General features: G+C 67.5%; 18 protein-coding genes. 4 read left to right on the top strand and 14 right to left on the bottom strand.

All coding sequences use genetic code 11. The features are described 5' to 3' along the window. The first annotated feature begins 481 nt into the window (after positions 1–481). Both ltrA (QFZ76_RS01340) and QFZ76_RS01335 read left to right on the top strand, forming a co-directional pair. Positions 482–1,957: a group II intron reverse transcriptase/maturase gene (gene ltrA / locus QFZ76_RS01340; protein ID WP_307671949.1), complete on the top strand. Its 1,476-nt coding sequence runs from the start codon at positions 482–484 to the stop codon at positions 1,955–1,957. 254 nt (positions 1,958–2,211) lie between these two features. Continuing rightward, entirely contained in the window at positions 2,212–4,389 is a 2,178-nt protein-coding gene (locus QFZ76_RS01335; RefSeq protein WP_307671950.1) for an ISL3 family transposase, read from the top strand. Between the two features lie 159 nt (positions 4,390–4,548). Here QFZ76_RS01335 and ltrA (QFZ76_RS01330) read toward each other — a convergent pair whose 3' ends face one another. The 3 genes from ltrA (QFZ76_RS01330) to QFZ76_RS01320 form a co-directional block, all read right to left on the bottom strand. Beyond that, positions 4,549–6,024 (bottom strand): group II intron reverse transcriptase/maturase, encoded by a 1,476-nt coding sequence (gene ltrA / locus QFZ76_RS01330; protein ID WP_307671949.1) that lies wholly within the window; start codon positions 6,022–6,024, stop codon positions 4,549–4,551. Positions 6,025–6,678: 654 nt separating this feature from the next. Beyond that, positions 6,679–7,538, bottom strand: a protein-coding gene (locus QFZ76_RS01325) for an IS5 family transposase (RefSeq protein ID WP_373464242.1) whose coding sequence is annotated in 2 segments (ribosomal slippage) — positions 6,679–7,199 and positions 7,199–7,538 — 861 coding nt in all. Because the reading frame shifts where the segments join, the coding sequence is not laid out codon by codon here. A gap of 51 nt (positions 7,539–7,589) precedes the next feature. Next, complete coding sequence (locus QFZ76_RS01320) at positions 7,590–7,796, bottom strand: hypothetical protein (RefSeq protein WP_307671947.1); 207 nt, start codon at positions 7,794–7,796, stop codon at positions 7,590–7,592. Between the two features lie 551 nt (positions 7,797–8,347). Here QFZ76_RS01320 and QFZ76_RS01315 point away from each other — a divergent pair. Next, positions 8,348–9,484 carry a glycosyltransferase gene (locus QFZ76_RS01315; protein WP_373464490.1) on the top strand — a complete coding sequence of 379 codons (1,137 nt, stop codon included), beginning with the start codon at positions 8,348–8,350 and terminating at the stop codon, positions 9,482–9,484. Between the two features lie 52 nt (positions 9,485–9,536). On the opposite strand, the gene QFZ76_RS01310 is transcribed toward QFZ76_RS01315, so the two are convergent. Genes QFZ76_RS01310 through rfbB form a run of 3 tightly spaced genes read right to left on the bottom strand, consistent with a single transcriptional unit; the run spans position 9,537 to position 12,965 of the window. After that, positions 9,537–10,694, bottom strand: a complete 1,158-nt coding sequence (locus QFZ76_RS01310; RefSeq protein ID WP_307671946.1) for a DegT/DnrJ/EryC1/StrS aminotransferase family protein — start codon at positions 10,692–10,694, stop codon at positions 9,537–9,539. Beyond that, the gene (locus tag QFZ76_RS01305; RefSeq protein WP_307671945.1) at positions 10,691–11,953 is read right to left on the bottom strand and encodes an ATP-grasp domain-containing protein; all 1,263 of its coding nucleotides are present in this window, start codon (positions 11,951–11,953) and stop codon (positions 10,691–10,693) included. Before QFZ76_RS01305 ends, QFZ76_RS01310 begins: the two co-directional genes overlap by 4 nt. Next, positions 11,946–12,965 carry a dTDP-glucose 4,6-dehydratase gene (gene rfbB, locus QFZ76_RS01300; RefSeq protein WP_307671944.1) on the bottom strand — a complete coding sequence of 340 codons (1,020 nt, stop codon included), beginning with the start codon at positions 12,963–12,965 and terminating at the stop codon, positions 11,946–11,948. Before rfbB ends, QFZ76_RS01305 begins: the two co-directional genes overlap by 8 nt. Before the next feature lie 179 nt (positions 12,966–13,144). Between rfbB and QFZ76_RS01295 the strand changes: the two genes are divergently transcribed. Next, a complete protein-coding gene (locus QFZ76_RS01295) occupies positions 13,145–14,482 on the top strand; it encodes a tetratricopeptide repeat protein (protein ID WP_307671943.1) in 1,338 nt (445 codons plus the stop codon). Positions 14,483–14,548: 66 nt separating this feature from the next. Here QFZ76_RS01295 and QFZ76_RS01290 read toward each other — a convergent pair whose 3' ends face one another. The 8 genes from QFZ76_RS01290 to QFZ76_RS01255 form a co-directional block, all read right to left on the bottom strand. After that, positions 14,549–14,935, bottom strand: a complete 387-nt coding sequence (locus tag QFZ76_RS01290; RefSeq protein ID WP_307671942.1) for a hypothetical protein — start codon at positions 14,933–14,935, stop codon at positions 14,549–14,551. 496 nt (positions 14,936–15,431) lie between these two features. Further along, positions 15,432–16,025, bottom strand: a complete 594-nt coding sequence (locus QFZ76_RS01285) for an IS630 family transposase (protein ID WP_307679892.1) — start codon at positions 16,023–16,025, stop codon at positions 15,432–15,434. After that, complete coding sequence (locus QFZ76_RS01280; RefSeq protein ID WP_307671941.1) at positions 15,956–16,558, bottom strand: helix-turn-helix domain-containing protein; 603 nt, start codon at positions 16,556–16,558, stop codon at positions 15,956–15,958. The genes QFZ76_RS01285 and QFZ76_RS01280 overlap by 70 nt, the downstream gene beginning before the upstream one ends. Positions 16,559–17,185: 627 nt before the next feature. Further along, entirely contained in the window at positions 17,186–18,262 is a 1,077-nt protein-coding gene (locus QFZ76_RS01275; protein WP_307671940.1) for a Dyp-type peroxidase, read from the bottom strand. Positions 18,263–18,551: 289 nt separating this feature from the next. After that, complete coding sequence (locus QFZ76_RS01270; RefSeq protein WP_307671939.1) at positions 18,552–18,983, bottom strand: hypothetical protein; 432 nt, start codon at positions 18,981–18,983, stop codon at positions 18,552–18,554. Between the two features lie 32 nt (positions 18,984–19,015). Beyond that, positions 19,016–22,834: an RHS repeat-associated core domain-containing protein gene (locus QFZ76_RS01265; protein ID WP_307679891.1), complete on the bottom strand. Its 3,819-nt coding sequence runs from the start codon at positions 22,832–22,834 to the stop codon at positions 19,016–19,018. Positions 22,835–23,466: 632 nt separating this feature from the next. Next, positions 23,467–24,384 (bottom strand): hypothetical protein, encoded by a 918-nt coding sequence (locus tag QFZ76_RS01260; RefSeq protein ID WP_307671938.1) that lies wholly within the window; start codon positions 24,382–24,384, stop codon positions 23,467–23,469. A gap of 27 nt (positions 24,385–24,411) precedes the next feature. Beyond that, positions 24,412–26,211 carry an IPT/TIG domain-containing protein gene (locus QFZ76_RS01255; protein WP_307671937.1) on the bottom strand — a complete coding sequence of 600 codons (1,800 nt, stop codon included), beginning with the start codon at positions 26,209–26,211 and terminating at the stop codon, positions 24,412–24,414. Positions 26,212–26,253 lie beyond the last annotated feature (42 nt).

The following is a 26,253-nucleotide window of genomic DNA, read 5'->3' as shown; positions in this document are numbered from 1 at the left end:
CAGCCCTGACAAAGCCGGGACGTGCCAGTACTGCCAGATGGTGCGGGTCCGGCGAGCGTGATGGAGAGGAGTACGCGAGGAACCGGCGTTTTTTTTACGTCTCTTAAAGCGACACCGGCTCGAACCTGGTGGATCTGGGCCGGGTGTGGCGCGTATCCGGGTCGCCCTTTCGGGTGATCCGGTGAACTCCTGGGGCGGTATTCAAGAGCTGCCCGGGAGGCCGTGGGGAAGGTCTGCGGCGTACTCGCGGCGATGCCACAGGGACACAGTCGGGCTCCTCCTTCATCGAGCGAACCACAGTGAACACGGGAACCGTCCCGGTCCTCGCCCCGCACGCCGCGCCCGGTGGTGGTGATGGGGCTGAGTCCACCGACGACTGATCGGTCCGTGACGGGGCGGAGCCGCCGTAGTACTCCGAGGCCGGGAAAGCCGGTCACATGGGGAAGGGCGGCAGCGGTTTCGAGAAGGGAAGGATGCTGCAATGCCGGAAGACGCGCCGCCGAACGGCGGTGCTCCGTCGACGGACCCCGAACTGGGGCCTCGTCAGCGGGTATCGGAGATGCAGGCCAAGCTTCACCGTTGGGCGGCGGCCGAACCGGGCCGCAGGTTCGACGACCTGTTCAACTTCGTGCACGACCCGGCCACCCTGCGCATCGCGTGGGACCGGGTCGCGGGTAATCAGGGAGCGCGGACTCCCGGCGTGGACGGCCGTACGGTCGTCTGGATCGAGTCCGAGATCGGCGTCCCCGTCTTCCTGGCCGAGGTGCGTGAGCGTCTCAAGGCACGGGCCTGGAGCCCGATGCCGGCACGCGAGCGCAAGATCCCCAAGCCTGGCGGCTCGGGGAAGGTCCGCAAGCTCGGGATTCCCCGGGTGGAGGACCGCCTGGTCCAGGCGGCACTGAAACTGGTGCTGGAGCCCATCTTCGAGGCCGACTTCGAGCCGGTCTCCTACGGGTTCCGTCCCGCCCGGCGGGCCCAGGACGCGATCGCCGAGATCCATTACTTCGGCACCCGAGGCTACCGATGGGTGCTGGACGCGGATATCGAGGCGGCCTTCGACAACGTCTCGCACCGCTCCGTCATGGACGCGGTGCGGGCCAGAGTCAAGGACAAGCGCGTACTGGAGCTGGTCAAGGCGTTCTTGAAGGCTGGTGTCCTCACCGAGGACGGCCAGTATCGGGACACCCACACCGGCACCCCGCAAGGCGGGATCCTCTCACCGCTGATCTTCAACATCGTCCTGTCGGCGCTCGATGAGCACCTGCACGGGCCGTGGAAGAGCGGCGGGGAGCTGAGCACCGGCTCCCGGCGGGACCGGCGTCGGTACCTGGGCCTGCCCAGGTGGCGGGTCGTTCGTTACGCGGACGACTTCGTCGTCCTCGTGCACGGCACCCGCGACGACGTCGAAACGCTGCGCGAAGACATCGCTCATGTGCTGGAGCCCTTGGGTCTTCGGCTGTCACCGGCCAAGACCCGCATCGTGCACATGAGCGACGGGTTCGACTTCTTGGGGTTCCGCATCCAGTGGCGCCGCAAGCAGGGAACCAGCGACAAGTGGTACGTCTACACCTTCATCGCCGACCGGCCCCTCCGGTCGTTGAAGGCGAAGATCCGTGCCCTGACGCACAGGACGTCGCAACACCCTCCCAGGGACGTGCTGATCCGGCTCAACCAGATCATGCGCGGCTGGGCCAACTACTTCAAGCACGCAGTAGCGAAACACACCTTCAGCAAACTGGAGTACTTCGTCTGGTGGCGGGTGGTCCGGTGGCTGAGAGCTCTGCATCGCTGGAGATGGAAGGACGTTCGCCGGTGGCTCGCCAACCCCCACGGGGGCTGGCGTCGCCCACATGCGGACGGGATCGAACTCTTCGACCTTGAGACGGTGACGGTTACCCGTTACCGCTACCGGGCGTCGAGGATCCCCAACCCCTGGGCCGGTATCAACCACACCTGACGGCAGAGACCGGGGAGAGCCCGTTGCGTTGAGAGGCGCACGGCGGGTTCGGCGAGAGGTCCGGAGAAACGGACCGGGAGCAATCCCGGCACCGCGCTCCGGGCCTACTCAGCGGTGCGGTCGCGGAGCGTCACCACGGCGTTCGATTGCAAGTGCTCAGATTCGTGTGGGACCGCGTACGCCTTCCCGCCTTGCTGCAGGGAGTGACGCTCCATCAGCTCTGCGCTCGGCCTCGCCGGTGACCGCGGCGAGCGGTGACGGTGCTGGTCATGCAGGCCGATGCAACGTTCTGGGACTCGCTTGTGTTCGACGGAATCGACGACGTGGACGTCGAAGCGATAACCGCCGCCTTCGGCACGGTCGATGTCACGGCCAGAGGCCGGGCAGCCGGGGTCGCGCGTCCGGACTGCGGCTGCTCCTCGAATCGAGTGCATGACTCCTACCAGCGCAGACTGAAGGATCTACCGCTCGCTGAACAGAGTGTCGTGATCCATCTGACGGTCCGGCGTTTCATCTGCAGCACGGACAACTGTCCGCGTCGCACTTTCGCCGAGCCGTTCGCGCAGTTGGCTGCCCCGTACGCACGCTTCACCACGCGGCTGGGCCACGTCCTGGAGCGCGTCGGGCTCGCCCTCGCCGGACGAGCCGGCGCTCGGCTGACCGCCCAACTGGGCTTCCAAGTGGGACGGATGACCCTGCTGCGCAGGGTCATGGCGCTGCCCGACCCGCAGTGCGGCACGCCACGCGTGCTGGGCGTGGACGACTTCGCAACCCGTCGTGGGCAGACCTACTCCACTGTCTTGACCTGCGGAGAGACTCATCGCGTGGTAGACGTGCTCCCGACGCGCGACTCCGGACCGCTGGCCGCGTGGCTGGCCACCCACCCGGGCGTGGAGATCATCTGCCGGGACCGGGCGGGTGCCTACGCGGAGGGCGCGCGCCTCGGCGCTCCCACCGCAATCCAGGTCGCCGACCGGTTCCACCTGTGGCAGGGCATCGGCAGAGCAGTGGAGACCTGCGTCGCCGCCCATCGCAAATGCCTGAATGGGCCAACACCACCAACACGAGCGGACGTCGGGGCGTCGACCAACGACCCGGTGCGCGGCGGACCGGACCTTGATGGCCGGCGGGCCCAGCGCAAGAAGGCCGCGCACGCCCTGGTCCACGAACTGCTCGCTCAGGGGTACTCGCGCCGGGCGATCGCCCGGCATCTGGGCTGGGGACTCAACACCGTGCTGCGATATGCACGTGCGGCCACCTGGCAGGACACCCTCCGGGAGAACCGTCCCCGGCCCAGTCGTCTGGACCCCTACAAGCCCTATCTGGAGCGGCGGTTCGCCGCGGGATGCACGAACGTCACTCGCCTGCATCGCGAACTGATCAACGAGAACGCCCCCGTCACCTACCAGATGGTCCGCGCCTACATCGCTGCCCTGCGCGCCGTGCCGCCGCAGGCGCCGCCTCCTCCGCCGACGGTGCGGCGGGTCACCGGCTGGCTCACCCGTCACCCCGCAACCCTGAGCGAGGACGAGCGCGCCGCGCTGAAGGCTGTCCTGGCACGCTGCCCCGAGCTGGATACCGCCGCCGAACACGTCCGGGGCTTCGGCGAGATCCTCACCCATCGGCTCGGCTTCACGCTTCCCGCCTGGATCGACGCCGTCGACGCCAGCCAACTGCCCGGCCTCACCAACTTCGCCCTCCACCTGCTCCGAGACCGCGACGCGGTGACCGCCGGCCTCACCCTGCACTGGAGCCCCGGCGGCACAGAAGGTGCCGTGAACCGCAATCAAGAAGATCAAGAGACAGCTCTACGGCCGTGCCGGATTCGAGCTACTCCGCAAGATGATCCTGCTCCAGTAGAGTCTCGCTCCAGCTCTGCAGCCATCCCTGGTCACGCCAGCGACTGTGGTGGGCTGAGAAGATCGCCGCGAGATCGGATTCCAGCGAGACCGCGAAGGACGGGGATGTCGAGAAGACTGCCCATAGGCCAGGCCCAGGAGCGACTTCGACATGAGCTGAGCCCTGGGCAACAGCCCCTCGCTGAGCTGGACGTGGACGAGGTGTGGCTTAGGTTCGTTCGCTTCGGCTCGCAACGCTTCGATACCGCGGGCACACCCGACGCTGATGGTCTTCTCTTCCAGTACGGGACCCACTCCTTCGAGGGCCCGCGCGTCTTCACGCTGGACTTTGCCCGGCAGTTCGAAGTCAACGACGCTTCCGGCGAGCATGATCATTACATCCAGCTCCACTGCGAACTTCGGTACGAACCCGTCCTCCAACTCCGCGCATTGGGGCACTTCGAGTCCTGGTTCTTCCACGACACGGACGACGAACTCGACCACTGGACCGATGGCCTGGGCCTCCACGACTTCTGGGCGACCCTCCGCAACTTCCGTCCCACTGAAATCAGGGTCTACCAAGAACAGGTGTGATCAAAGCCGCGAAGCGGCCTGTCCAGTAACGCTCCGCGACCGCTCCGCTGAGTAGGCCCGGAGCGCGGTGCCGGGATTGCTCCCGGTCCGTTTCTCCGGACCTCTCGCCGAACCCGCCGTGCGCCTCTCAACGCAACGGGCTCTCCCCGGTCTCTGCCGTCAGGTGTGGTTGATACCGGCCCAGGGGTTGGGGATCCTCGACGCCCGGTAGCGGTAACGGGTAACCGTCACCGTCTCAAGGTCGAAGAGTTCGATCCCGTCCGCATGTGGGCGACGCCAGCCCCCGTGGGGGTTGGCGAGCCACCGGCGAACGTCCTTCCATCTCCAGCGATGCAGAGCTCTCAGCCACCGGACCACCCGCCACCAGACGAAGTACTCCAGTTTGCTGAAGGTGTGTTTCGCTACTGCGTGCTTGAAGTAGTTGGCCCAGCCGCGCATGATCTGGTTGAGCCGGATCAGCACGTCCCTGGGAGGGTGTTGCGACGTCCTGTGCGTCAGGGCACGGATCTTCGCCTTCAACGACCGGAGGGGCCGGTCGGCGATGAAGGTGTAGACGTACCACTTGTCGCTGGTTCCCTGCTTGCGGCGCCACTGGATGCGGAACCCCAAGAAGTCGAACCCGTCGCTCATGTGCACGATGCGGGTCTTGGCCGGTGACAGCCGAAGACCCAAGGGCTCCAGCACATGAGCGATGTCTTCGCGCAGCGTTTCGACGTCGTCGCGGGTGCCGTGCACGAGGACGACGAAGTCGTCCGCGTAACGAACGACCCGCCACCTGGGCAGGCCCAGGTACCGACGCCGGTCCCGCCGGGAGCCGGTGCTCAGCTCCCCGCCGCTCTTCCACGGCCCGTGCAGGTGCTCATCGAGCGCCGACAGGACGATGTTGAAGATCAGCGGTGAGAGGATCCCGCCTTGCGGGGTGCCGGTGTGGGTGTCCCGATACTGGCCGTCCTCGGTGAGGACACCAGCCTTCAAGAACGCCTTGACCAGCTCCAGTACGCGCTTGTCCTTGACTCTGGCCCGCACCGCGTCCATGACGGAGCGGTGCGAGACGTTGTCGAAGGCCGCCTCGATATCCGCGTCCAGCACCCATCGGTAGCCTCGGGTGCCGAAGTAATGGATCTCGGCGATCGCGTCCTGGGCCCGCCGGGCGGGACGGAACCCGTAGGAGACCGGCTCGAAGTCGGCCTCGAAGATGGGCTCCAGCACCAGTTTCAGTGCCGCCTGGACCAGGCGGTCCTCCACCCGGGGAATCCCGAGCTTGCGGACCTTCCCCGAGCCGCCAGGCTTGGGGATCTTGCGCTCGCGTGCCGGCATCGGGCTCCAGGCCCGTGCCTTGAGACGCTCACGCACCTCGGCCAGGAAGACGGGGACGCCGATCTCGGACTCGATCCAGACGACCGTACGGCCGTCCACGCCGGGAGTCCGCGCTCCCTGATTACCCGCGACCCGGTCCCACGCGATGCGCAGGGTGGCCGGGTCGTGCACGAAGTTGAACAGGTCGTCGAACCTGCGGCCCGGTTCGGCCGCCGCCCAACGGTGAAGCTTGGCCTGCATCTCCGATACCCGCTGACGAGGCCCCAGTTCGGGGTCCGTCGACGGAGCACCGCCGTTCGGCGGCGCGTCTTCCGGCATTGCAGCATCCTTCCCTTCTCGAAACCGCTGCCGCCCTTCCCCATGTGACCGGCTTTCCCGGCCTCGGAGTACTACGGCGGCTCCGCCCCGTCACGGACCGATCAGTCGTCGGTGGACTCAGCCCCATCACCACCACCGGGCGCGGCGTGCGGGGCGAGGACCGGGACGGTTCCCGTGTTCACTGTGGTTCGCTCGATGAAGGAGGAGCCCGACTGTGTCCCTGTGGCATCGCCGCGAGTACGCCGCAGACCTTCCCCACGGCCTCCCGGGCAGCTCTTGAATACCGCCCCAGGAGTTCACCGGATCACCCGAAAGGGCGACCCGGATACGCGCCACACCCGGCCCAGATCCACCAGGTTCGAGCCGGTGTCGCTTTAAGAGACGTAAAAAAAACGCCGGTTCCTCGCGTACTCCTCTCCATCACGCTCGCCGGACCCGCACCATCTGGCAGTACTGGCACGTCCCGGCTTTGTCAGGGCTGCTTCCTGCCCTCCCCGGCACCACCCGGATCAGGCTGCCCTCAGCTTCAACAACCCTGCTGCGACAGGGCGTTGGCGCAGGTTTTCCACCTCCACTCGAACCAACAGCGCCTCACGGCGCAACCAAGATCTGTGCCAGACCCCCAAACTCATCGACACTAATCAAGGAACCGGCTCACGCGGTGACTCCCGAAGCCGTCGACGAACGACTTCCGTTCTCGTGTACAAAGCCAGAGCTCCGCAGGCGGCGGAGACATATGAGGCTGCAGGCCAGCTCGAGCAGGCCCTGGTGGAGATCGGCGCGTCGCTCGTAGCGGATGCGGAGCCGTTTGAACTGGTGCAGCCAGGCGAAGGCCCGCTCGACCACCCAACGCACCTTGCCCAGTCCTGAGCCGTGGGCGACGCCGCGTCGGGCGATCACTGGCTTGACGCCGCGCTTCCACAGCAGGCGGCGGTACTTGTCGAAGTCGTAGCCCCGGTCGGCGTACAGACGCCGGGGCTTGCGGCGGGGGCGTCCTCGCAGGCCCCGGATCGGTGGGACCGCGTCCAGCAGAGGCAGGAGTTGGGTGACGTCGTGCCGGTTGCCGCCGGTGAGCGTGACGGCGAGCGGGGTTCCGTGGCGGTCGACGATCACATGGTGTTTCGAGCCGGGGCGGGCGCGGTCGACAGGCGAGGGCCCGGTGTGATCCCCCCTTTGAGGGCCCGGACGTGGGACCCGTCCACGGCGCAGTCGTCCAGGTCCAGCAGGCCGGCGCGGCGGAGCTCGGTCAGCAGGGCGGCGTGCAGGTGTGGCCAGACGCCGGCCTCGGTCCAGTCCCGCAGCCGGCGCCAGGCCGTCACCCCGGAGCAGCCCACGGTCTCCGCCGGGACGTCGCGCCAGGCCACACCGGTCCGCAGCACGTACATCACACCGGCGAGTGCCACACGGTCCGGAACACGCAACCGCCCGGGATGACGGTGACGCCGTTCAGGAGTAGGAGGCAGCAGCGGAGCAACCCGCTCCCACAGGCCGTCAGGAACAAGATCAGCACGCACGCCTGACACTCTGCCGACCAAGATCGTCGAGCACAAGACCCGCAGCGCAACTCATTTTGAAACGATCAGTAAAAACAAGCTGACCCGACCCGCTTCAAGAACCGAGGCCGGCGCCCCATGCGGGGCGCCGGCCTCGGCCCGGTTAGGCACGAGCCGTTCTCCGCCAGTCGTGCCAATGCCCGTCCTCTGAAAGGCGATGTACGCACCGCCGGCGCCCGCCAACAGCAGTACAGCGGTGCGGGTGTCGAGACCGTTCACGTTGAACTCCAAGGACGGTGAGACGCGGTCCGTCCGCGTCAGGACCGCACCTTGCGGTACGCGAGGGTTAGCCCGGCAACTCTTGCGAAAATTCGCACCCCTGCACGGGAAAACCCCAGCTCAGATGGTATAAAGCCCGGACAGGTCCGAATGGTGGCCGGGTGATTCCTCATGGCTGACGCCACCGCCTGGCCGTCGATACTGCACCAGCAGCCCAGCATCGGGACGGCGAAGGGCCCGGCCAGCAGGCCGAGCCCGTCTGTCTGTTCGTCGTCAGGAAGCCGGGGGCAGTGTCCGTTCCGCCAGCTGCCCGACCGACGCCATCCGGGCCGTGTCCCACCCAGGTTGGGGCGGGAGGCTCCGCAATGGAGGACAGCTTTGCATCCTGAGTTGGGCAAGCTACTGGAGACCGGAGAGCGGCTGGTGGCACAGTTTCACCGGCACCCCGGGAGCCTCGGTTGCCCGGTTCGTCGGCCGGAGAAGAGCGTCCGGCGCCCAGTAGGCTGCTCCGGGTGACTAGTGAATCCTCCAGCGTCAACAGCTTCCGCCTGATCGTCACGGGAGGAGGCACCGGCGGCCACACTTATCCGGCGCTCACTGCGATCCGCACGCTGCAGAATCGGCTGGCGGCTGAGGGGAGGGCCCTGGAGGTGCTGTGGATCGGCACTGCCGACGGTCTGGAGGCGCGTGTCGCGCCCGCCGAGGGGATCGCGTTCGCCACGGTGGCCACGGGGAAGATCCGCCGCTCAAGCAACCCCCTCATGATGATGTCGGCGTCGAACGTGCGGGACATGGCGCGTGTGCCGCTCGGCGTGGCCCAGGCGAGGAAGCTGGTAGCGGACTTTCGGCCGGACGTGGTACTCGCCACCGGCGGTTACGTCGCCGTCCCCGCGGGGCTGGCCGCGCGTATGTGCCGGCGTCCGCTGGTGCTGCATGAGCAGACTGTGCGCCTGGGTCTGGCCAACCGGAAGCTGGCCGGTTCGGCGACGCGGATTGCGGTGTCGTCCGAGTCGACGTTGCCCCTTCTGTCGGAGGCGGTACGTGGCGCTGCGGTCGTCACCGGCAATCCGATCCGGCCGGAAGTGCTGTCCGGGCACCCGGACAAGGCGGTGGAGGCCCTGGGCCTGCAGGGCTTCGACCGGCGGCTGCCGACCGTGTACGTCACCGGCGGGGCGCAGGGTTCCCAGCAGATCAACGGCGTCGTCCGGGACGCTCTGCCCTGGCTGCTGGAACGGGCGAACGTGATCCACCAGTGCGGCCCGGACAACGTCGAGGAGCTGCGGCAGTACGCGGCAACCCTGCCGGCCGCGCTGGCTGGCCGGTACTACCTTGCCGGGTTCGTCGGCCCGGAGCTGCCCGATGTCCTTGCGCTCGCGGACGTCGTGGTGTCGAGGAGTGGGGCCGGGACCCTGGCTGAGCTCACCGCTCTCGGTAAGCCGGCCGTGTTCATCCCGCTGGCCTCCTCGGCGGGAAACGAGCAGGCGCACAACGCGCGCCACCTGGAGGAGGCCGGGGCCGCCGTCGCCCTGCTCGGTGACGTCACCGCAGACCATCTTCGAGACGCCGTTGGCCCGCTCCTCACCGATCCCGCACGGCGGGACGAGATGGCGAAGCGGGCCCGGGCTCACGGCCGGCCGGATGCGGCGGACCGGCTCGTAGACGTGATCCTGTCCGCCGCATCCGGCTGACTCGCCTGCTACGCGCAGCGGCCGCCGATGCCCAGCGCCGTGCCCGCCTCGATCAGCACGACGCAGCCGGTGAACACATCGTCCCTCCGGCGGACTTGAGGAACTGTCCGAGGGCGGAGACCACGTGCTCGATGTGCTGCTCGGTGAGGTGCTGATGGAAGGGAAGGCTCAGGATCTCCTGGCCGGCCTGCTCGGTGGCGGGCAGCGTGCGCTTCCAGGCTGCGAACGCGGGCTGACTGTGGTTGGGCGGGTAGTGGACACCCACTCCGACACCCTGGGATCGCAGCCGCGCGAACACCGCATCCCGGTTCTTCACTCGGACCTGGCACAGGTGGGGCACGGAACGGTCAGGGTCGACATCGACGGACGTCACGCCCTCCAGTGAGGAGAGCGCCGACCGGTAGGTGCGCCACAGGTCCCGGCGGGCACGCTCAGTGGCGCCGAAGTGGGCGAGCTGGGCCAGACCGACGGCCGCGTTGAGGTCGGAGAGCTGGTACCGAAGGCCGAAGGACTCCACACGGTAGGTGGTTGTGTTCGCACGCTCCGCCTGGGACTGGGCGACGCCAAGGAGCCGGAGTCGACGAATCGCGTCGGCTTCTTCCGGCGTGCGGGGGATGACCATGCCGCCCTGGCCGCAGGTGAGGTTCTTGATCGGCCCGAACGAGAAGCAGGTCAGGGCGCGACCGGCGCCCACGCGCCGTGGACCGTTGCGGGAGCCGAAGGCGTGCGCGGCGTCCTCGATGACGGCGACGCCCCGCTCGTCCAGTTCCCCCTGAACGGCGGCAAGGTCGACCGCACGGCCTCCGAACAGAACCGGCATGACGGCGGCCGTGGCGTCGCTGACCGCTTCCATGACGAGCTGGTCGTTCACGCACAGCGTGCCGAGTTCGATGTCCACGAAGCGCGGAGTGGCGCCGACGGCCAGGATTGCCTGAACGGTCGCACAGAACGTCATGGACGGAACGATCACCTCGTCCCCGGGACCGACCCCTGCGACGATCAAAGCCAGGTGCAGGGCGGCCGTACCAGAGGCGACGGCCACAGCATCAGGGATGCCGAGGAAGTCAGCAACGCGACGTTCGAACTCCTCGGTGACAGCGCCGTGCCCGTACTGCCCGGACTCCAGCACCCGGGCCACCGCCTCAGCTTCCTCTCCGTACAGGTACGGGCTGGCGTTGCGCCGGGCGTCCGGCCTCGACGAGTTGGTCATGACTCCCCCTTCGTTGCGAGCATGGGCATGATCACTTCGCCCCCCTTGACCGGCCGGACTATCGGCCGGATCAGTGCGCCGGCCGCATCCAGAGCCGAGGATGCGTCGGCAGGCGACGCCCCGGCGGCCACGAGCAGGCCGATCTTGTGGCCGGACTGGTCGTGCGGCCGTACGCGGTCACCCGGCTCGGCGTACAGCTCGACATCAGTGATCCCGGGGATGCTGCGCGCCTCGGCGACCCCTTCCCATGCGATCAGTTCGCCTTCCACGGCGAGCGGTGAGCCGATCAGCTCCAGCGCCGCATGCGCGGCGCGCGTTGGCACCAGGTGGCCGCCGACCGGCTCACCGAGCGCGAGCGCGACGAGCGCACGCACGACGTCCACGCCGTAAGCGGCGGCGAGCAATCGCGGGACGCCGTCACCGCCGAGACGCGTGTTGGCCTCGATGACACGCTCCTGGCCGTCCGCGCCGAGGACGACGTCAAAATTCGCTGGACCATCGACGATGCCCAGTGCGCGGCACAGTCGCTCAACGGTGGCCTCAAGCCGGTTGCGTGTCGCCAAGGGCAACTGGGTGGTGCGCAGCCGCCTGACGACGAAGCCCCCATTGACGAACTCCTTGTCCTTGATGCAGGTCAGCACCGCCCTGCCGTCCCGCATGAAGACCTCGATGGCCAGCGGGCGACCCTGGACGAACTCTTCGGCGATCACGGTCTGAGAGGCGGAGTAGGAGCGGGCGTAGGCGACGGCAGCGGGCAGGTCCTCAGGGCGGGGGACGCGGGTGACACCCTTGCTGCCCGAACCGTCCACAGGCTTGACCACGAGCGGGAAGCGCAGCCCCGCGGCCTCCGCGACGACCTCATCTGGGTTGTCCGACGCGGTCCACCCGTATCCGGTGACGCCGCAGGACGCGGCGATCGCGTGGAAGGTGGCCTTGTCGCCGGCCGCGAGTGCGCTCTTGGGGTACACGTAAGTGGTGCCGTACCGCAGGCCCAAGGCGTGCCAACTGGCCAGCGCGGCGTCGCTCGCGCCGCATACGATCCCGGCCGGGCGCACGTCGCCTAACGCGTCGGCGATGGCGTCGGTGTTCCGGGTGGAGATCTTCAGGGCTGCGTCGGCGGCCGCAAGCGCGGGAGCGTCCGTTCGCATGTCCACCGCTATGGTCGGGATTCCGCGACGCCGCGCCTCCCGGTAGAGCGGGATCTGCTCCTCCGAGGCGCCAAGCACAATCAGCGCGCCCTGTGGCCAGTGCTCAGACATGCTGCGGCTCCCGGGCTGTGTCGAGGGTGATGCGTGGACGCGTGGCGGCGGAGTCGCGCGTCAACGGCGCCCACCGGTCGCGGTTGCGGCGATACCACTCGACGGTGTCGGACAGAGCCTCGCGGAAGTCGCGCTGGGGCTTGTAGCCGAGCTGGCCTGCGATCTTGTCCCAGACCATTGAGTACCGAATGTCATTGGCATGACGGTCCGGGACGTAGGTGACCGAGTCCCAGTCGGCACCGCACAGGCGCAGCAACTCCCCGGTCAGCTCCTTGCTCGTGAGGTCGGTGCCGCCGCCGATGTTGTAGACCTCGCCCGGGGCGCCGCCGCGCAGGACGAGTTCGATGCCGGCGCAGTTGTCCTCCACGTGCAGCCAGTTCCGCACGTGCTGGCCTCGGCCGTGGAGGGTGACCTGCTCGCCCCGCAGGAGCCGGGTCGCGAACAGAGGGATGATCTTTTCGGGGTACTGATGGGGGCCGTAGTTGTTCGAGCTGCGCGTCACGCACACCGGGACGCCGTAGGTGTGGAAGTAGCTCAGCGCGACCAGGTCGCTGGCCGCCTTCGACGCGGCGTACGGCACCGTCGGGCGCAGCGGGTAGGCCTCGGTGGCCGATCCATGTGGCAGCGGCCCGTAGACCTCGTCCGTCGAGACGTGCACGAACTTGCTGATGCCGTGCCGCAGTGCCGCGTCCGCAAGGGCCTGGGTGCCGAGCACGTTCGTCGACAGGAAGACGTCAGCGGCGTAAAACGAGCGGTCGACGTGCGATTCGGCGGCGAAGTGGACGACCGCCGTGTGCTCTCGTACGAGGGTGTCGACCAGGTCGGCGTCGAGGATGTTGCCGTGGACGAACGTCAGCTTCGGGCTGAACGCTTCGCCGAGGTTCTCGATGCGCCCCGCGTACGTGAGGGCGTCGAGCACCGTCACATGGCCAATGTCCTCGGCCCGCAGGATGCGCTTGACGAAGTGCGAGCCGATGAACCCGGCCCCGCCCGTGACAAGCAGTTTGTCCATGGAAGCCTCCGGAGAGTGTGAGCAGCGGCCGGGATGACCGTCATGCACCCCCGGCCGCTGGAACCTGCGGGGGAGCCCCGAAGGTGTCGAGTTCAGTCAAGTCAGTGGTAAGCAGGGCCAATAGGACCCACGATGTAACCCCGCGTAGTCCTCTGTAACCCTGGGGAGGGGGTCCACAGATGGCGCAAGAACCGGAGCCGTTGACACAGTTGATCCGTCAGGCCTGCGAAGAACGCGGTTGGGGCCCGTCCAAGCTGGCCCGAGAACTCGGCCTCGCCGCCGGGCGCGGGCCGCAGGGCATGTCCCGCCAGTACGCGCGGAAACTGCTGATCGGAGAGCGCGGGCTGGGAGACCTGTGGTTCCCGGCGGTCATCCGGGTCCTAGGGATCAACCCCCACAGCGCAGGTCCAGCCGAGTACGCGGCGCCGACCATGGATACCGTGACATCAGTGCTGGCCCTTGGGAGGAGTGACGTGGACCGTCGGAGCTTCCTGCTGTCGGCCTCAACCGGCGCTGCCCTGTCGTTCCTCGGCGTGCCCGACTCGGACGCCATCACCCGCCGTGTCCGCGCCGCCCCCGCAACGGCTGTACGGGTCGGCAAGGGCGAGGTCGAGGCAATCAAGACCATGGTCAAGACTCTCGGCGACAGCGCCGCCGAATACGGCGGCGGCCACGTCCGGAATCTCGCCGTGCGCCACCTGACCGAGAACGCCGCACCCTGGCTGAACGGCCGCTACACCGAGGCCACCGGCCGCGACTTATACGCCGCCACCAGTCAACTCGCTCACGTCATCGGATGGATGGCGCAGGACGAAGGCGATGACAAACGGCACCAGATCCTCGCGCGCCACTACTACGCCCACGCCTGGCGTCTCGCCGACGAGGCCGCAGAACCCGAACTCGCCGCCACCGCACTGCGCGGCCTCACCGTGCAGGCCATCAACCAGGGCCTCCGGCACCGCGCCGAGGCGGTTGCGCTGGCAGAGATGACCATGAACTACGCGAGACACCTCGACGACCCGCGTGCGGTGGCCTACTACCAGTCGACGCACGCCGACGCCGCAGCGCTCGACGGCGACCACCGCACCGCCACCAGCTCCCTGAACGCTTCCCAGACGCAGATCGAACGTACTGCCAGCGCACCCCCCGGCGAGTCCTGGGCATCGCACTTCACCATCGGCCGCTGGGCCTACGCCTCCGGCATGACGCTGGCCAGAATGGGGGACCTGACTGCCGCCGCCGAACATCTCGATCAGGCCCTCGAAGAATACGGCTTGGACCGCCGGCGCACCCGGGCCAGCGTGCTCGGACACCTCGGCGAGATCCGCATTCACCAGGGCGACTTCGACGGCGCGCTGAGCGCCTGGTCAGAATTCGTTGACTGCGCGGAGGGCGTGAAGTCCGTGCGTGTCCGCGACGCCGCCGAGGATATGCAGGTCCGCCTTGGACGGTTCCCCGGTGACGCGACAGCGCGCGAGCTCACCGCCCGCGCGAGCCGTCTCCTGGCGGCCAGCTAACCCGGATTGAGGCGAGCGATCATGCATGCCCCAACTCACCTCGGAATATCACCTCAGACACCACAGTTAGGCAGGGTTACCGAAACGTGCGGTGTCATCGAGGGAGAGGTCGGGGCGCGGGCGGTACCAGCGGGCAGGATGGCGCCAGCGCCCGGCACTGTCCCGGGCCACGTCGACGCCGACCTCCACCACCAGCTCCGGTTGCACCAGGGTCACGGTCAAGGTCTCCCTCGTTCCCCACCCGGCAGAGAACGTCCAGCCCGTCCACGGATGCTCATCCGCGGCAGGGGCCAGCATTCCTGCGACGGCGCGGCCGGCCGCCTGCGGCAGCGTGGTGGTGCGGCCGGTGTACTGCAGCCGCCCGCCCCGGTCATACCGCCCCAGCAGCAGGGTCCGCGGCCCGGTCAAAGGCCCGGTGACCGCGGCGACGATCGCCTCCTGCGTCTCGCGCACCTACTGGTGAAGCGCCGTTATTTGGAAGCTGCAGTATTCCCTGGCGGTTGTCATCGGGCCCTCGGCCGGAGAGCAGCTCTAACTCGTTGACGCGCCAGGCCAATCAGGGGCTTTACTGAGAATCTCCAGCGCGTCGACGTGAGACGTCGCAGCGTCACGGGCCCCTGGGGGAAGAAGATCCCGTTGGGGCCTGGCGCGGGATCTTCGCTGTTCAACAATGCTGCGAGGTACGAGTCACGTGACAGTCAGCTGCTGCTCGAACGATGCGGTCGCTACTGGTTCCAGCCTTGGAAAACTGCTGCCCAGATGCGACTGGGACCGCTACTTTCAGGCCGTATGAGCAAGCATCTCTTTCTGCGTAAGGCAGTGTTGTCGTGGCTCGAGTATGCGGGCGGTCTGTCCCCGACACCCCAGTCCATCGTGGTATTGATGCTCCAGCCCCACTGGGAGGACGTGGTGAGAGAGGTGGCCGCCGCAGCGCCTAGTGCTTCGTTCCTCAAAGGACGTACACATATCGGCGGCGTAAGCGCCGTGTGGGCGGTGCGGGTCTGCCCCAGATCCAAGGTCGGGCGCGGGCGTTGAGCTGGGCTGTGGCCACTTCGGTGGCGTGGGTGATGTGGTCGCGGTCGCCGAAGGAGCGTCCGGCCAGGGCGGTCTTGCGGAAGATGCGCCACCAGCCCTCTTGGAGGTTCAGCCAGCAGGCGCCGACCGGGATGAACACGTGCCTGATGCGGGGGTGGTCCTCGAGCCAGGTTCGGGTGGACACGCTGTTGTGCGAGGACAGATTGTCGGTGATCACATAGATGTCCCCGACGGGGTTGGCGTCCTCGACCAGCTGAAGGAACTGCTGGTAGAAGGCGCTGTTGCGGGAGGTGGCGGTCATCGTGAGCTCCTGGCCGTCGCGGACGCGTAAGGCGCCGTAGACCCAGGTTTTCTCCGGTCCGCGGGAGTAGTCGATCTCGTTCTTGATGCGGTGTCCGTCCGGTGACCAGCCCGGTGCCGGCGGGAAGGCGCGTGGGATCACCGGGCCGAGCTCGTCGGCGCAGACGACCGTCGCACCGGCGGGCGGGCTGGTGTAGAGCTCGACGATCCGCGTCCTTTTCCCTCGAAGTCTGCATCTCTCGGGCGCGTCCACGAGCGTGTGCGCCGCCAGCGCACGCCCTCGGCCAGCAGGATGCGGCGCACCTGGGAGCGGCTTACCTCGATTCCCAGGTCCCGGGCCGCGGCAGCCAGTGCGTCCAAGGTCCATTCCGAGGGTCCCGACTCGTCCGCGGCCCACATCTCGTTCGACGGCTGCACCTCAAGCCGACCGGGCGGGGTCTGCTTGACCATCGCGATGATCCGGGAGCGTTCGGCCTCGGTGATCCTTCGCTTGCGGCCCTGCCCGCCCAGATCTTCCAGGCCCTCAAGCCCCAAGCGGTTGAACCGGTGCAGCCAGCGGCGCACCGTCTTCTGACTGCACCTCAGCTCGTCGGCGATCTGCGGGACCAGCCAGCCGTCCCAGCTCAGCTCCACCATCCGGCACCGCTCCACCAGAGCCTTCGGCGCCTTCCTGGCAGCCGCCAGGCGGTGGACCACCGCTTGCTCGCCCTCGTCACGGCCCGGCCGTACCCGTAACACCATCGTCCAGCACCCGCCCCCGAGTACCCGCAACCACCCCGCTACCAGCAGCTCTACCCACTGAAAGCGGAATTCAGCACTAGTGCCGACATCCAGCAGCACCGGCTTAACAACGAAGACCTGGACGACGACTGGATCTTCGAGGACCCTCGGTTGGAGCTCATCGCCAACGCCGCGCGACACGCACTGGAACCAGACAGCCACGACGAACCCGCCACGACAGCCTGGCTCGGACTCGCACGCAGACAGCAGGCCGGTCATATGCGCGGTGGCGGATCCGAGCCCTTGCGCACCCACACTCCAACACCCAACACAGCTCAGCGAATCGGGACGCGGCCTGCAGATCATCGCAGCACTCAGCGCGTCCTGGGGTTGCTCCCAGCCGCAGAGCTCAGGAAAGATGGTCTGGGCCCGCGTCCCAACACTCCCGCACTCCTAACGCTGTCCACCGCTCTACCTGGACAATGCGCCGTACAGACCCCGGAGGCAGCGGGAGGCTGCCCGATACGCCCCGGACGGCTCGTCGGCATGTTCCTTCCAGCGATACGACGCCCGAACGGGCCGGAGTCGAGTTGTTTTCAGCGACCCCTGCCACCCCGTCGCCCGTCGGGAGGAGTGATTCTTTGACTGTCATTCCTTCGCCAGGGTGTCGAGCCAGGTGTTCCCCGGAGGCGGGACGAAGAAATAGCCGCCTCCGACAGTGAGGGTGTACTTGGCCATGGCCTCACCTTCCAGCCGGGCCTGTACCGCTTCGAAGCCCTTTTCCAGGTCGCGTTGGAAGCAGGAGAAAACCAGCCCTTGATCGCCGGTGCCTCGGCGATAGTTGTAGCCGCGCCGGACTAAGGGTGGGGGACTGCGTCTGTCCGGGGCCGCCCTGCGGACGTGGGCGTCAAGCGGGGTGATCTTGCCGAGGGCGTCAGCCGTGAACACCGGCCGCTCATCGCTGGGCGTACCGTCCAGCCAGCGCCCGTCTCTGCGTCGGCCGATGATGCGCTCCTGGGCGGCAACGCTGTCTCGGTCCCAGAAGTCGGTGGCGAGCCGGATGATCCGGATCACCTGGTAACTGCCCCCCACTGCCCAGGACGGCTCCCCCTGGTCGGCGGTGACGATGGCGCGCTCAGTGATCCCGGCCGGGCTGGCGGGGTTGCCGTATCCCTCGGTGAAGTGGAAGGGATTGCGGGCGAGTCCCTGTCCGTGCTCACTGCGGGTTTCGGGACGGTTGCCGTCCAAGCGCCAGCGCACTCGCCACTGGGGCAACAAGGCCAGTGCCCGTGCCGCAGCCTGTCGAGCGCCCGAGGCCGAGGCCCCAGTGATCTGCAGCAGGAGGTCCCCGTGCGATTGCGATGAATCCAGGACGTCACCAGCGAACGACGGCATCCGCTTGAGGCGCCGCGGCCTGCTGGCGCTCCCGGCCAGGATGCTGTCGCCCAGCGCCAGCCAGGCGGCGTACTTGCCGCCGTCGATCGCCGTGACGGCGTCGTGCGCGGCGCGCAGAGCCTCTGCACGGCGTCCTGCGCTTGCGAGATCAAAAGCGACGACCTGTGCATACGGCAGGGGTGCTGCTCCGCGCAGATGCGCCGGTTCCGGTGTGTTGTGGTCAGGAGATTGCGTATACAGGGCCACAGCGCCTGTGGCGGTGAGACTTCCGGCTCCAACGGCCGCGGCGGCAAGGGGAACGCGCAGGACCTTCCGCCTGCTTGTCGTCACGGGCCCTCCTGATCGTGAGTGGGCTTGGCGGGCTGGCTCCGCTTGTCGGAAGAGGTCAGTGGCGGGGACCGGACACCGCGGAGCATCCTGCGAGACGGGCCGGGGTCCAGGGTTCCGTGCTGGCTGGCCGAGTTGCGTAGAGCGATGGCGCTCACTGTGGTCGGCCCGCCGACCACAGATGCGGATCCCGCGCGGCTGGTGCTGCGCGTTTTTTGAGGCGGCTTGCCTCGGCCTGAGGTCTCCTTTCGGTCCGTTGGGGGAGAGGGAGTCCGTGTCTGCGGTACCCGGATCACGGCGTCCCGCCCTTGGACCACATACGGGCGCCAGCCTGTCGCATCAACTCCTGGGCGGCATCAGCACCGATGAGGAACGGATGCACACGCTGGACGTAATCGGCCTGTCCCTGGAGGGATTTCCGCAACTGCTTCAGGTTTCGGGCACTGAAAGAGATGCCGCCGCGCCTCTCCACCACTCCGGCGGTGATAGCCAACGGCTCAATGTCCACCGTCAGGAGGTAGGTGTCTGCTTCTAGTTCGACGCTGCACCCCACGGTTCCCTCCGAGTAGTCGAGAGAGATCCAGTACTCGACGGTAGGACCCTTGTAGTGAGCACTTGGCATCACCCGTTCGGTCTCCTCGGGACCGGTGAGCCCCAGGACATCTGCCGTGGGGGCATAGGCTGTTCGAACTTCGTCGAAGAAGACTTTCGCTGACGGAACCACGGGTGCCTCCGGCTCTCGCTGTTGCGGCTGGGCTAGGGCCTGACCCTGACGACTTCCCAGTACTCGCCCACCTTGCGCCAGCCGTACCCCTTGTCCCTGAGATACCTCAGTTCCCGCTGGTAGCCGTTCCCGCCCTTGTAGATGGGCTTGGTGGGATCGGTCACCAGACGGATCGTCTTGCCACTGGCCAGCGCATCATCGATGAAGCGCTTGTTGCGAGTCCAGTTCCAGGCACCGACGCCGCGGCCGCCTCTGGGGCCGTTTATGGTGCCGCGGAGGTTGAGGATGTCGTCGCCGTAGTCGACGCCAGGCCGTGCACGGGTGTACTTTCTGATGTCGTCTGTGCGCCCCAGGATGCAGGTGGAGTTGTGGGTCAGGAGGTCCTGGCTGCCTGCGGTGACGAAGTAGGTGTGGAGGTCGTCGACGGTGAGGTTGTAGACGGCGGTCGACTGGGTGTGATGCCGGATGGCGGTGATCTGGATCCAGGTGCCGGCGCTGGTCTGCAGCCACTGCCCGGCCGTGAGGTCGGCGGCGTCGAGCCACTGGTGGAGGGCGGGGACCCAGAAGGGGTGGCCGTCGGTGGCGGTGACCGTGGCGGATTCAGATCCGGCGGTGTCGTCGGTGTCGACGGTGATGTCGACGAGTTGCTTGTCACCGCTCCCCTTGATCAAGGCGGTGACCTTGCGGGGCCCGGTTTCCCCGGTCTCGGGATCGGTTGCGATCACCGTGTCGCCGATCGCAACATCCTTGATCGGCTTGCGGGTGCCGTCGGCCATCAGGACGTGAGTGTCACCGGTGAAGCTGTTGCAGCCCGGTACACGTGTTCCCACCTTGGCGCCCAGGCCGGCGCCGAGCATGCCGCCGATGCAGCCGATGGCAGCGGCCTGCCCGACCTGGCCCCAGTCGACCTTCCGGCCGGACAGACGCTGGGCGAGCCAGTCCAGGCCGCCGTCCATGAGCCCGCCGATGAGGCATCCGGCGATCATGGGGTTGTTGCCAGACGGGTCGGTGTAGGTGGTGGGGGAGGACAGGGCGTACTGGTAGAGGTTGGTGCCGCCTGCCTGGCCGATGGAGTCCTGCGAGATGAAGCGGCCGGTCTGGGGGTCGTAGTAGCGGTCGCGGTAGTAGAGCAGACCGGTGCCGTCGTCTTCGCGGCCGGTGAAGGTGTACGGGTTCGACGATGCCGTGCCAGAGGCGGTGGGTGCTCCGTTGGGGTCGTAGGCATAGGTCGTGGCGACCGTGCCGTCCGTGTTGGCCAGGCCGACCACGGTGCCCAGGGTGTCAGTCAGATAGACCTGGGTCTTGCCGCCCTCGGTGCGGGCCAGGAAGTCGTCCAGGCCGGCGGATGCCACGGTGGCCGTCGTTGTCCCCGAACCGTTCTGCTCCACCAGAGGGTTGGAGCCGTCGGTGAGATACCGGCTGGTGGCAGTGCCCATGGTCTTGGAGATGCGTCCGCCGAGCGGGTCGTAGCCGAACGACGAGGCGGTTCCTGCCTTGGTCAGGCCGGTCAGTTCGCCTCGGCCGTTCCAGGCGTAGGTGCGCAGGCCGTCACTCTTGAGCTGGCCATCTGCGTCATAGGCGAATGTGCGCCCGGCGTAGGTGGCGATGCGGTTGTCCTTGCCGAACTGCGTCCCGCTCTCCGCGACAGGTAGAGCGACCTGTGCCAGCGAGCCGGTCAAGCCGGTCTGCAGGGCGCGTTGGTCTCGCGTATAGGCCAGATCGCCTATGGTCTTGGTGCCTTGCGCGTACGCGATGGACTTGATGACACCGGTTGTGTCGTAGCCGGTGGTGCGGGTGATGTTGCCGGGCAGGGATGCGGTCTTCTCCCTGCCCACTTGGTCGAGGCCGAAGGTGACCTCCTGGGCGCCGGAATTGACTGACGTGAGGATGTCCGACTTGTCGTACCCGTAGGTGGTGCTCACTCCGGCCGCCGTCACCAGGGTGCGGCGGTCCCCAGAGTCGTAGCCGTAGTCGACCTTGCCCGTGGGGCTGGTGGTGGAGGCCAGCCGGTCGTAGACGTCATAGGTGAAGGACTGGCTGCCGGACTGGCTGTCGGTGACCTGCTTGAGTAGATCGTTGGCGTAGTAGCCGTATGTGACCGTGGATTCCGCGACGCCCTGGGGATTGACGCCGTACTGGGTGCTCTTGGGGCGGCCCAGCAGGTCGTACTCGGCCGTGGCCGCCTGGCCGGATCGGCTGGTGGCCCTCTTCAGGAAGCCGGCCGCGTCGTACTCGAACAGCGCCTGCGCACCCAGGGGGTCGGTCGCAGACTTCGGGCGGTCCGCCTCGTCATAGGCCCAGGTCGTGGTGTTGCCGCGGGCGTCGGTCAGGACGGTGAGATTGCCGTTGGCGTCGTAATCAAGGTCCGTGGTGTTGCCCAGCGGATCGGTGACCCTGCGGGTCTGGTTGAGCTCGTCGTACGTCACAGTCGTCGACGAGCCAGATTCGTCGGACAGCGCGCTCGGCCGGCCGACGGCGTCCGTGAACTGGACGGAGGTGCGGCCTTCGGCATCTGTGATCGCCGTGAGGTCGCCATTGCTGTAGCTGTAGGTCGTGACCGCGTGCGAGGTATCGGTGACCGTCTCGAGCTGCCCGGCGCTGTTGTACGTGTAGGCGGTCTCCCGCCCTTCAGGATCAGTGGTCTTTGTCAGATTGCCGTCTGCGTCATAGGCGAACGTGGTCGTGTGGCCGAGTGCGTCGGTGATGCTGCCCGGCTGGTCGTATGCGCCGTCGTAGACCACGGTGCCGCTGGGGCGCGCATCGGTGGTTCCGGCGAGTTCGACCGCGCCCGTCAGATGGCCGTTGGCGTCGTAGGACAGCTTGGTGCGCCGCTCGGAGGGGTCGACGACTGCGTCGATGCGGTGCCCTGTGCCTCGTTCATAGACCGTTTTTCTGGCGAGTTCCGTGCCGTATGCCTGGGTGTCGGAGTAGCCGTAACCGCCGTCGAATTCCACCCGCCGCACCGCGTTGCCGGGTTGGGTCACCTCTGTGGCCGTGACCTCGCCGGTCCCGGTGGTGGTGTAGGCGAAGGAGTACTGCTGTCCCGCGGTCAGGATCTGCTTTTTGACCCGGCCGTTGGCATCGTATGTGTTGGTCATGTAGACGATGCCGCGGGCGTCCTTCGCGGTCGCGATGCGGTTGGACGTGGCGTCGTAAGTGTACGAACTCACCTTCCCTGCAGGGTCGGTGACCGATTCCAGACGCCCGGCGCTGTCGTAGGCGTACGACACCGCGCGGCCAGCGTTGTCCCGGGCCCCGGTCACGCGGTCTTGTGTGTCGTAGGTGAAGTTGATCCACCGGCCGCCGGACGTGACGAGCCGGGTGATTGGTCCCCTGTAGCGGTTGGCGCGAGTGAGCGTCAGCGTGTTGCCATAGCGGTCACGGATCTCGTGGAGCGGGGAGTACTGAGGGAACTCCCAGACGGTGCCGTCGGGGAAGGTCAGGTCCCAGCCCGAGGTGCGGTTCCACTTGATCACGGTGCCGCGGAAGCGGCTGGAGGCGCTCGCCGGCTGGAAGACGGCGTCGCTGAAACTGGTGCCGGCGGAGGTACGGACGTAGTGCACCTTCTGCCCGCCGGGAAGATACAGATCGACTTCCTTGTACTGCTCCTCGGAGTGCAGGAACGCGTTGTAGATGAGGTCGCGTCCGATGCCGAAGGAGCGCTTGGCGGTATCGCCCTGCCAGTAGGTCCTGGTGACCTCGATGGGGACCAGGCCGTCGTCGACGGCCAGGTCGGTATGGGCGTCGGTGAGCAGGCCCGTGGAGAGCTCTACCGGGTCGCCGGAGAGCCAGTCGATGGTGTCGTCCAGCCAGGAGGTGAGCCAGGAGGGCAGGGCTGGGGTGTTGAACATGGCGCCGTGGAAGGCCCACACCCGGGTTTTGTCGTCCGGGATGACCTGGGTGCCGTTGGCACTGACCTCGCCGTGTCCGTAGACGTACCAGCCCTTGCCGTCCGGGTCGTAGTCCATGAAGTCGACAACGGTGCCCGGCGGTTCGTTGGTGTAGTTGGGGTAGATGATCTGAGCGCCCTTGGGGAACACATACATCCCGCCGGGCTGGACGGTGAAGTAGATGGGAACGACGCTGTTCGTCGGCAGCGGGAAGGGTGGCCTGTCGATTGGGATCGCGGTAATGCCCAGCTCGGTGACGGGCTTGCCGTGTTCGTCGCGTACCACCGAGCCCTTGGGGATGCGGACTTCAAGACCCGGGATCTGCGGGGTGGTCAGGACGACGTCCTTTTCCGCAGGAACCTCGAAGGTGACGGTGTGCTTGGTATCCAGCGGCGTCATCCACACCGGGAAACCGAGATCCACCGACATCCCGGCCTGGGGCTGGACGCGGATGTCGAAGCGGCCGTAGGTGCGCTTGCTGGTGTTGGCGGTAGAGCCGTCGACGACCAACGTGGTGGCGTCCGCACTGATCCCGGCAAGCAGGAATCGGCCCTTGGCGTCCGTGCGCGTGGTCCTTATGCCGACCCGGACGCTCACGTCGGCCAGTGGCTTGCCGTCCAGCTTGAGCACGTGCCCGGTGAGCGCGGTCTTGCCCGGCGGAGCACGCAGTTTCGCCGGAGCCTTCGGTGCCGTGCCGCGCCGGGTCGCCCAGTCCCGGCCGATGAGGTTGTGCTTGTCCGGCTGCCAAGCATCGGCGCCGGCCGGTACCGTGCCGTCGCCGGTGCTCTTGGCCGGGCCTTCCACGTCTTGCGCGCTGTCGGCTGACGCGGACGCGGTGGCTGACAGGCCGATGGTGCCGCATCGGTTGCAGAAGTCAGAAGATTCTCGAGGCTGGTCGGCTCCGTCGCTCCCGGACTCAGCAGCTTGATTGCGGTGGTCCCCGTGAGCGTGGTGCCGGTGAACACCACGGATGCCCCGTCCCCGGCCTGGGCATCCAGCGTGTACTCCAGCTGCTGTCCGGGGCGGCTGATTGTTCCGGCGCGGTCGGCCTGCGACAGTGCACCCGCCTTGGCCGGAGTGGACAGCCACAGCGTTACCGCACCGGTGCCGGCGGACTGTGGTTCGAGCAGCAGCATGTAGGCCGCGCCAGCTGTCAGGGGGCTCAGCTGGGCCGCCTGCGTGGTGTTCTTGCTCACGGAGGTCACCGAAGTGCCGTCTCCGCCTGCCGAGCCGATCACATTGAGGGAGGTGGTCTGGTTGATGCTGTTGCTGGCCAATCCGACGCCGACGAAGTCACTGCCCGCTGTGAAACGTGCGCGGATCCGCTGACCGGGGCGCGCCGCGGTGGCCGACACCGAGGCGCCGTCGACAGCGACGTCGACAGCAAGATCGGCGGAAAGCGTCAGCTTCAGGCTGCCCTGCGCGCCGCCGGAGGGATCGAGGATCACCGTGTACGTTCCGGTTTCCGGCAGATCCGACAGCCCCTGGGTTCGTGCACCGCCGGATGCCACCGTGGTGGTGGCGCCGACCTTGGCGCCTTACGGAGCGATCACGCCGAGAGAGGCGGAACTTGTGAGCGTGTTCTCCGTGATGCCGAGCGACAGATCGTCTCCCGCCGAGGCGTTGAAGGTGGCCTCCGCGTTCTGCCCGAGACGGGTGATGTTCGCCGAGGCCGCGTCGCCCGTCGAGCTGAGACGTCCAACGTCCACCGGTCGGGAGAGCGTGGTCGTCGGCGCTCCCGTGCCGAGGCGGGCAGGCGACATGCGCAGTCGGTAGGTGCCGGTCTGGGGGAGAGCCGCACTGTCCCAGTCCGTCGTGCTGCCAGCAGAGACGGAGAAACTGTCCACCTCGCTGCCGTCCGGGGCGTACACCCGATAGGTGACGGATGAGGAGAATCCCGTGGACGTGGCCCCGAGCGACACCTTCTGCCCGGCCGCAGCGGTGAAGGAGGCAGTGCCATCCTGCCCGGGACGGCTGATCGCCAGTTGCACGGCCTTGCCGGCCGGTTCCAGCGCGGCAGCCTGCGCATAGTGGGAGACGGTGACGGTGGCGGTTCCGGTCGCGCCATTCGACGGATCCAGATACAGGGTGTATGTCCCGCTGGCGGGCAGCCCATCCAGGTCAACAGAGCCGTCGTACGCCTTCGACACCGACAGGGAATCGAGCTGACTCCCGTCGGGCGCGTACAGACGGGCAGTCAGGCTGTCGGTCATAGCAGCCGTGTCGATTCCGAGACTGAACGAGTCCCCCGTCGACGCGGCGAACGTCCACGATCCGTCCTGTCCGGCCCGGCTCATCGTTGTGGCAGCCGGATCGTCAGTGAAGTGCAGCTGCCCGCCGGCCGGCTGAGACAACGTCACGGTCACCGCGCCCGTGATGTCCGAGGAGGGGTCGATCACCAGTGTGTATGTTCCGGAGACTGGGAGGCTGCGTACCTCCCAGTCACTGGCGCCTGAGGGGATGCTCCTGCCACTGCCGACAGTGTCACCACGCGGATCGATCAGCTCCACGACGGCCGAAGGGCTGAACGTGGACTGGGTGAAACCAAAAGAGATGTCCTGTCCCTGCTCAGCGTCGAAGAACACCCTGGCGCGCTTGCCGGTCTGGGTGACGGCGATGGAGGACGGATCGTCGGACACCGAGGTGCGGACCGTGGTCTCGAAGCCTTCCGCATCCTCCGCGACAGGCACAATGAAGTCAGCCGGGGAGGTCACCCTTCCGTCCGGTGTCTGTACGGTGATCCGCCCACTGGTTGCCGATTCAGGCACCTTCACCGTGAGCGTGGCCCGGGAGGTGCTGACTGTCTCCGCGAGCGTTCCACCGTTGAAGCGCACCACGTTGTCGGTTGCGGCCGCGGCGAACCCCGCACCTGAGACGCTGACTTCCGCGCCGGGTGCGCCGGTTGCCGGTTCTACCTTTGAAATGGTCGGTCCGGAGGCCACGGTGAACGACTCCGGTGCTTCGGCGGTCGAACCGCCTGCCGTCACGGAGACCGTGCCGCTGACCGCGCCCGAGGAGGGGACGGTCACGACAAGACGGGTTGCAGAGGCAGAAGCGACCGTCGCTGCCTTGCCGCCGAAGGTCACAGTGTTGCCCGCGGCGGTGGTGGCAAAACCGGTGCCGGACAGGGTGACCTTCGCACCCACGGGGGCCCGCACGGGCACGATGGACAGCACGGAGAGGGTGCTGGAAGTGAACCGGTCGATGCCGAGCCGGTTGCCGGCCTTGTCGTAGCGGTAGCGGGCGGTCTCACCGTCGGGATCGGTCACGCCCACGAGGCGTCCGGCTGCATCGTAGGCATACACGGCGTTGTCGGTGGTGGGCTCGGCAGCCGCCACGTCAGGCGTCTGCGCTGGCTCCGCTGCTGCCGTCGGGGCCGG

Origin of the sequence: Streptomyces sp. V4I2, assembly GCF_030817655.1 — a bacterium.
GTDB classification, from domain to species: domain Bacteria; phylum Actinomycetota; class Actinomycetes; order Streptomycetales; family Streptomycetaceae; genus Streptomyces; species Streptomyces plumbiresistens.
The sequence above is the reverse complement of the archived record's forward strand: the minus strand, read 5'-3'. Positions and strand labels throughout refer to the sequence as shown.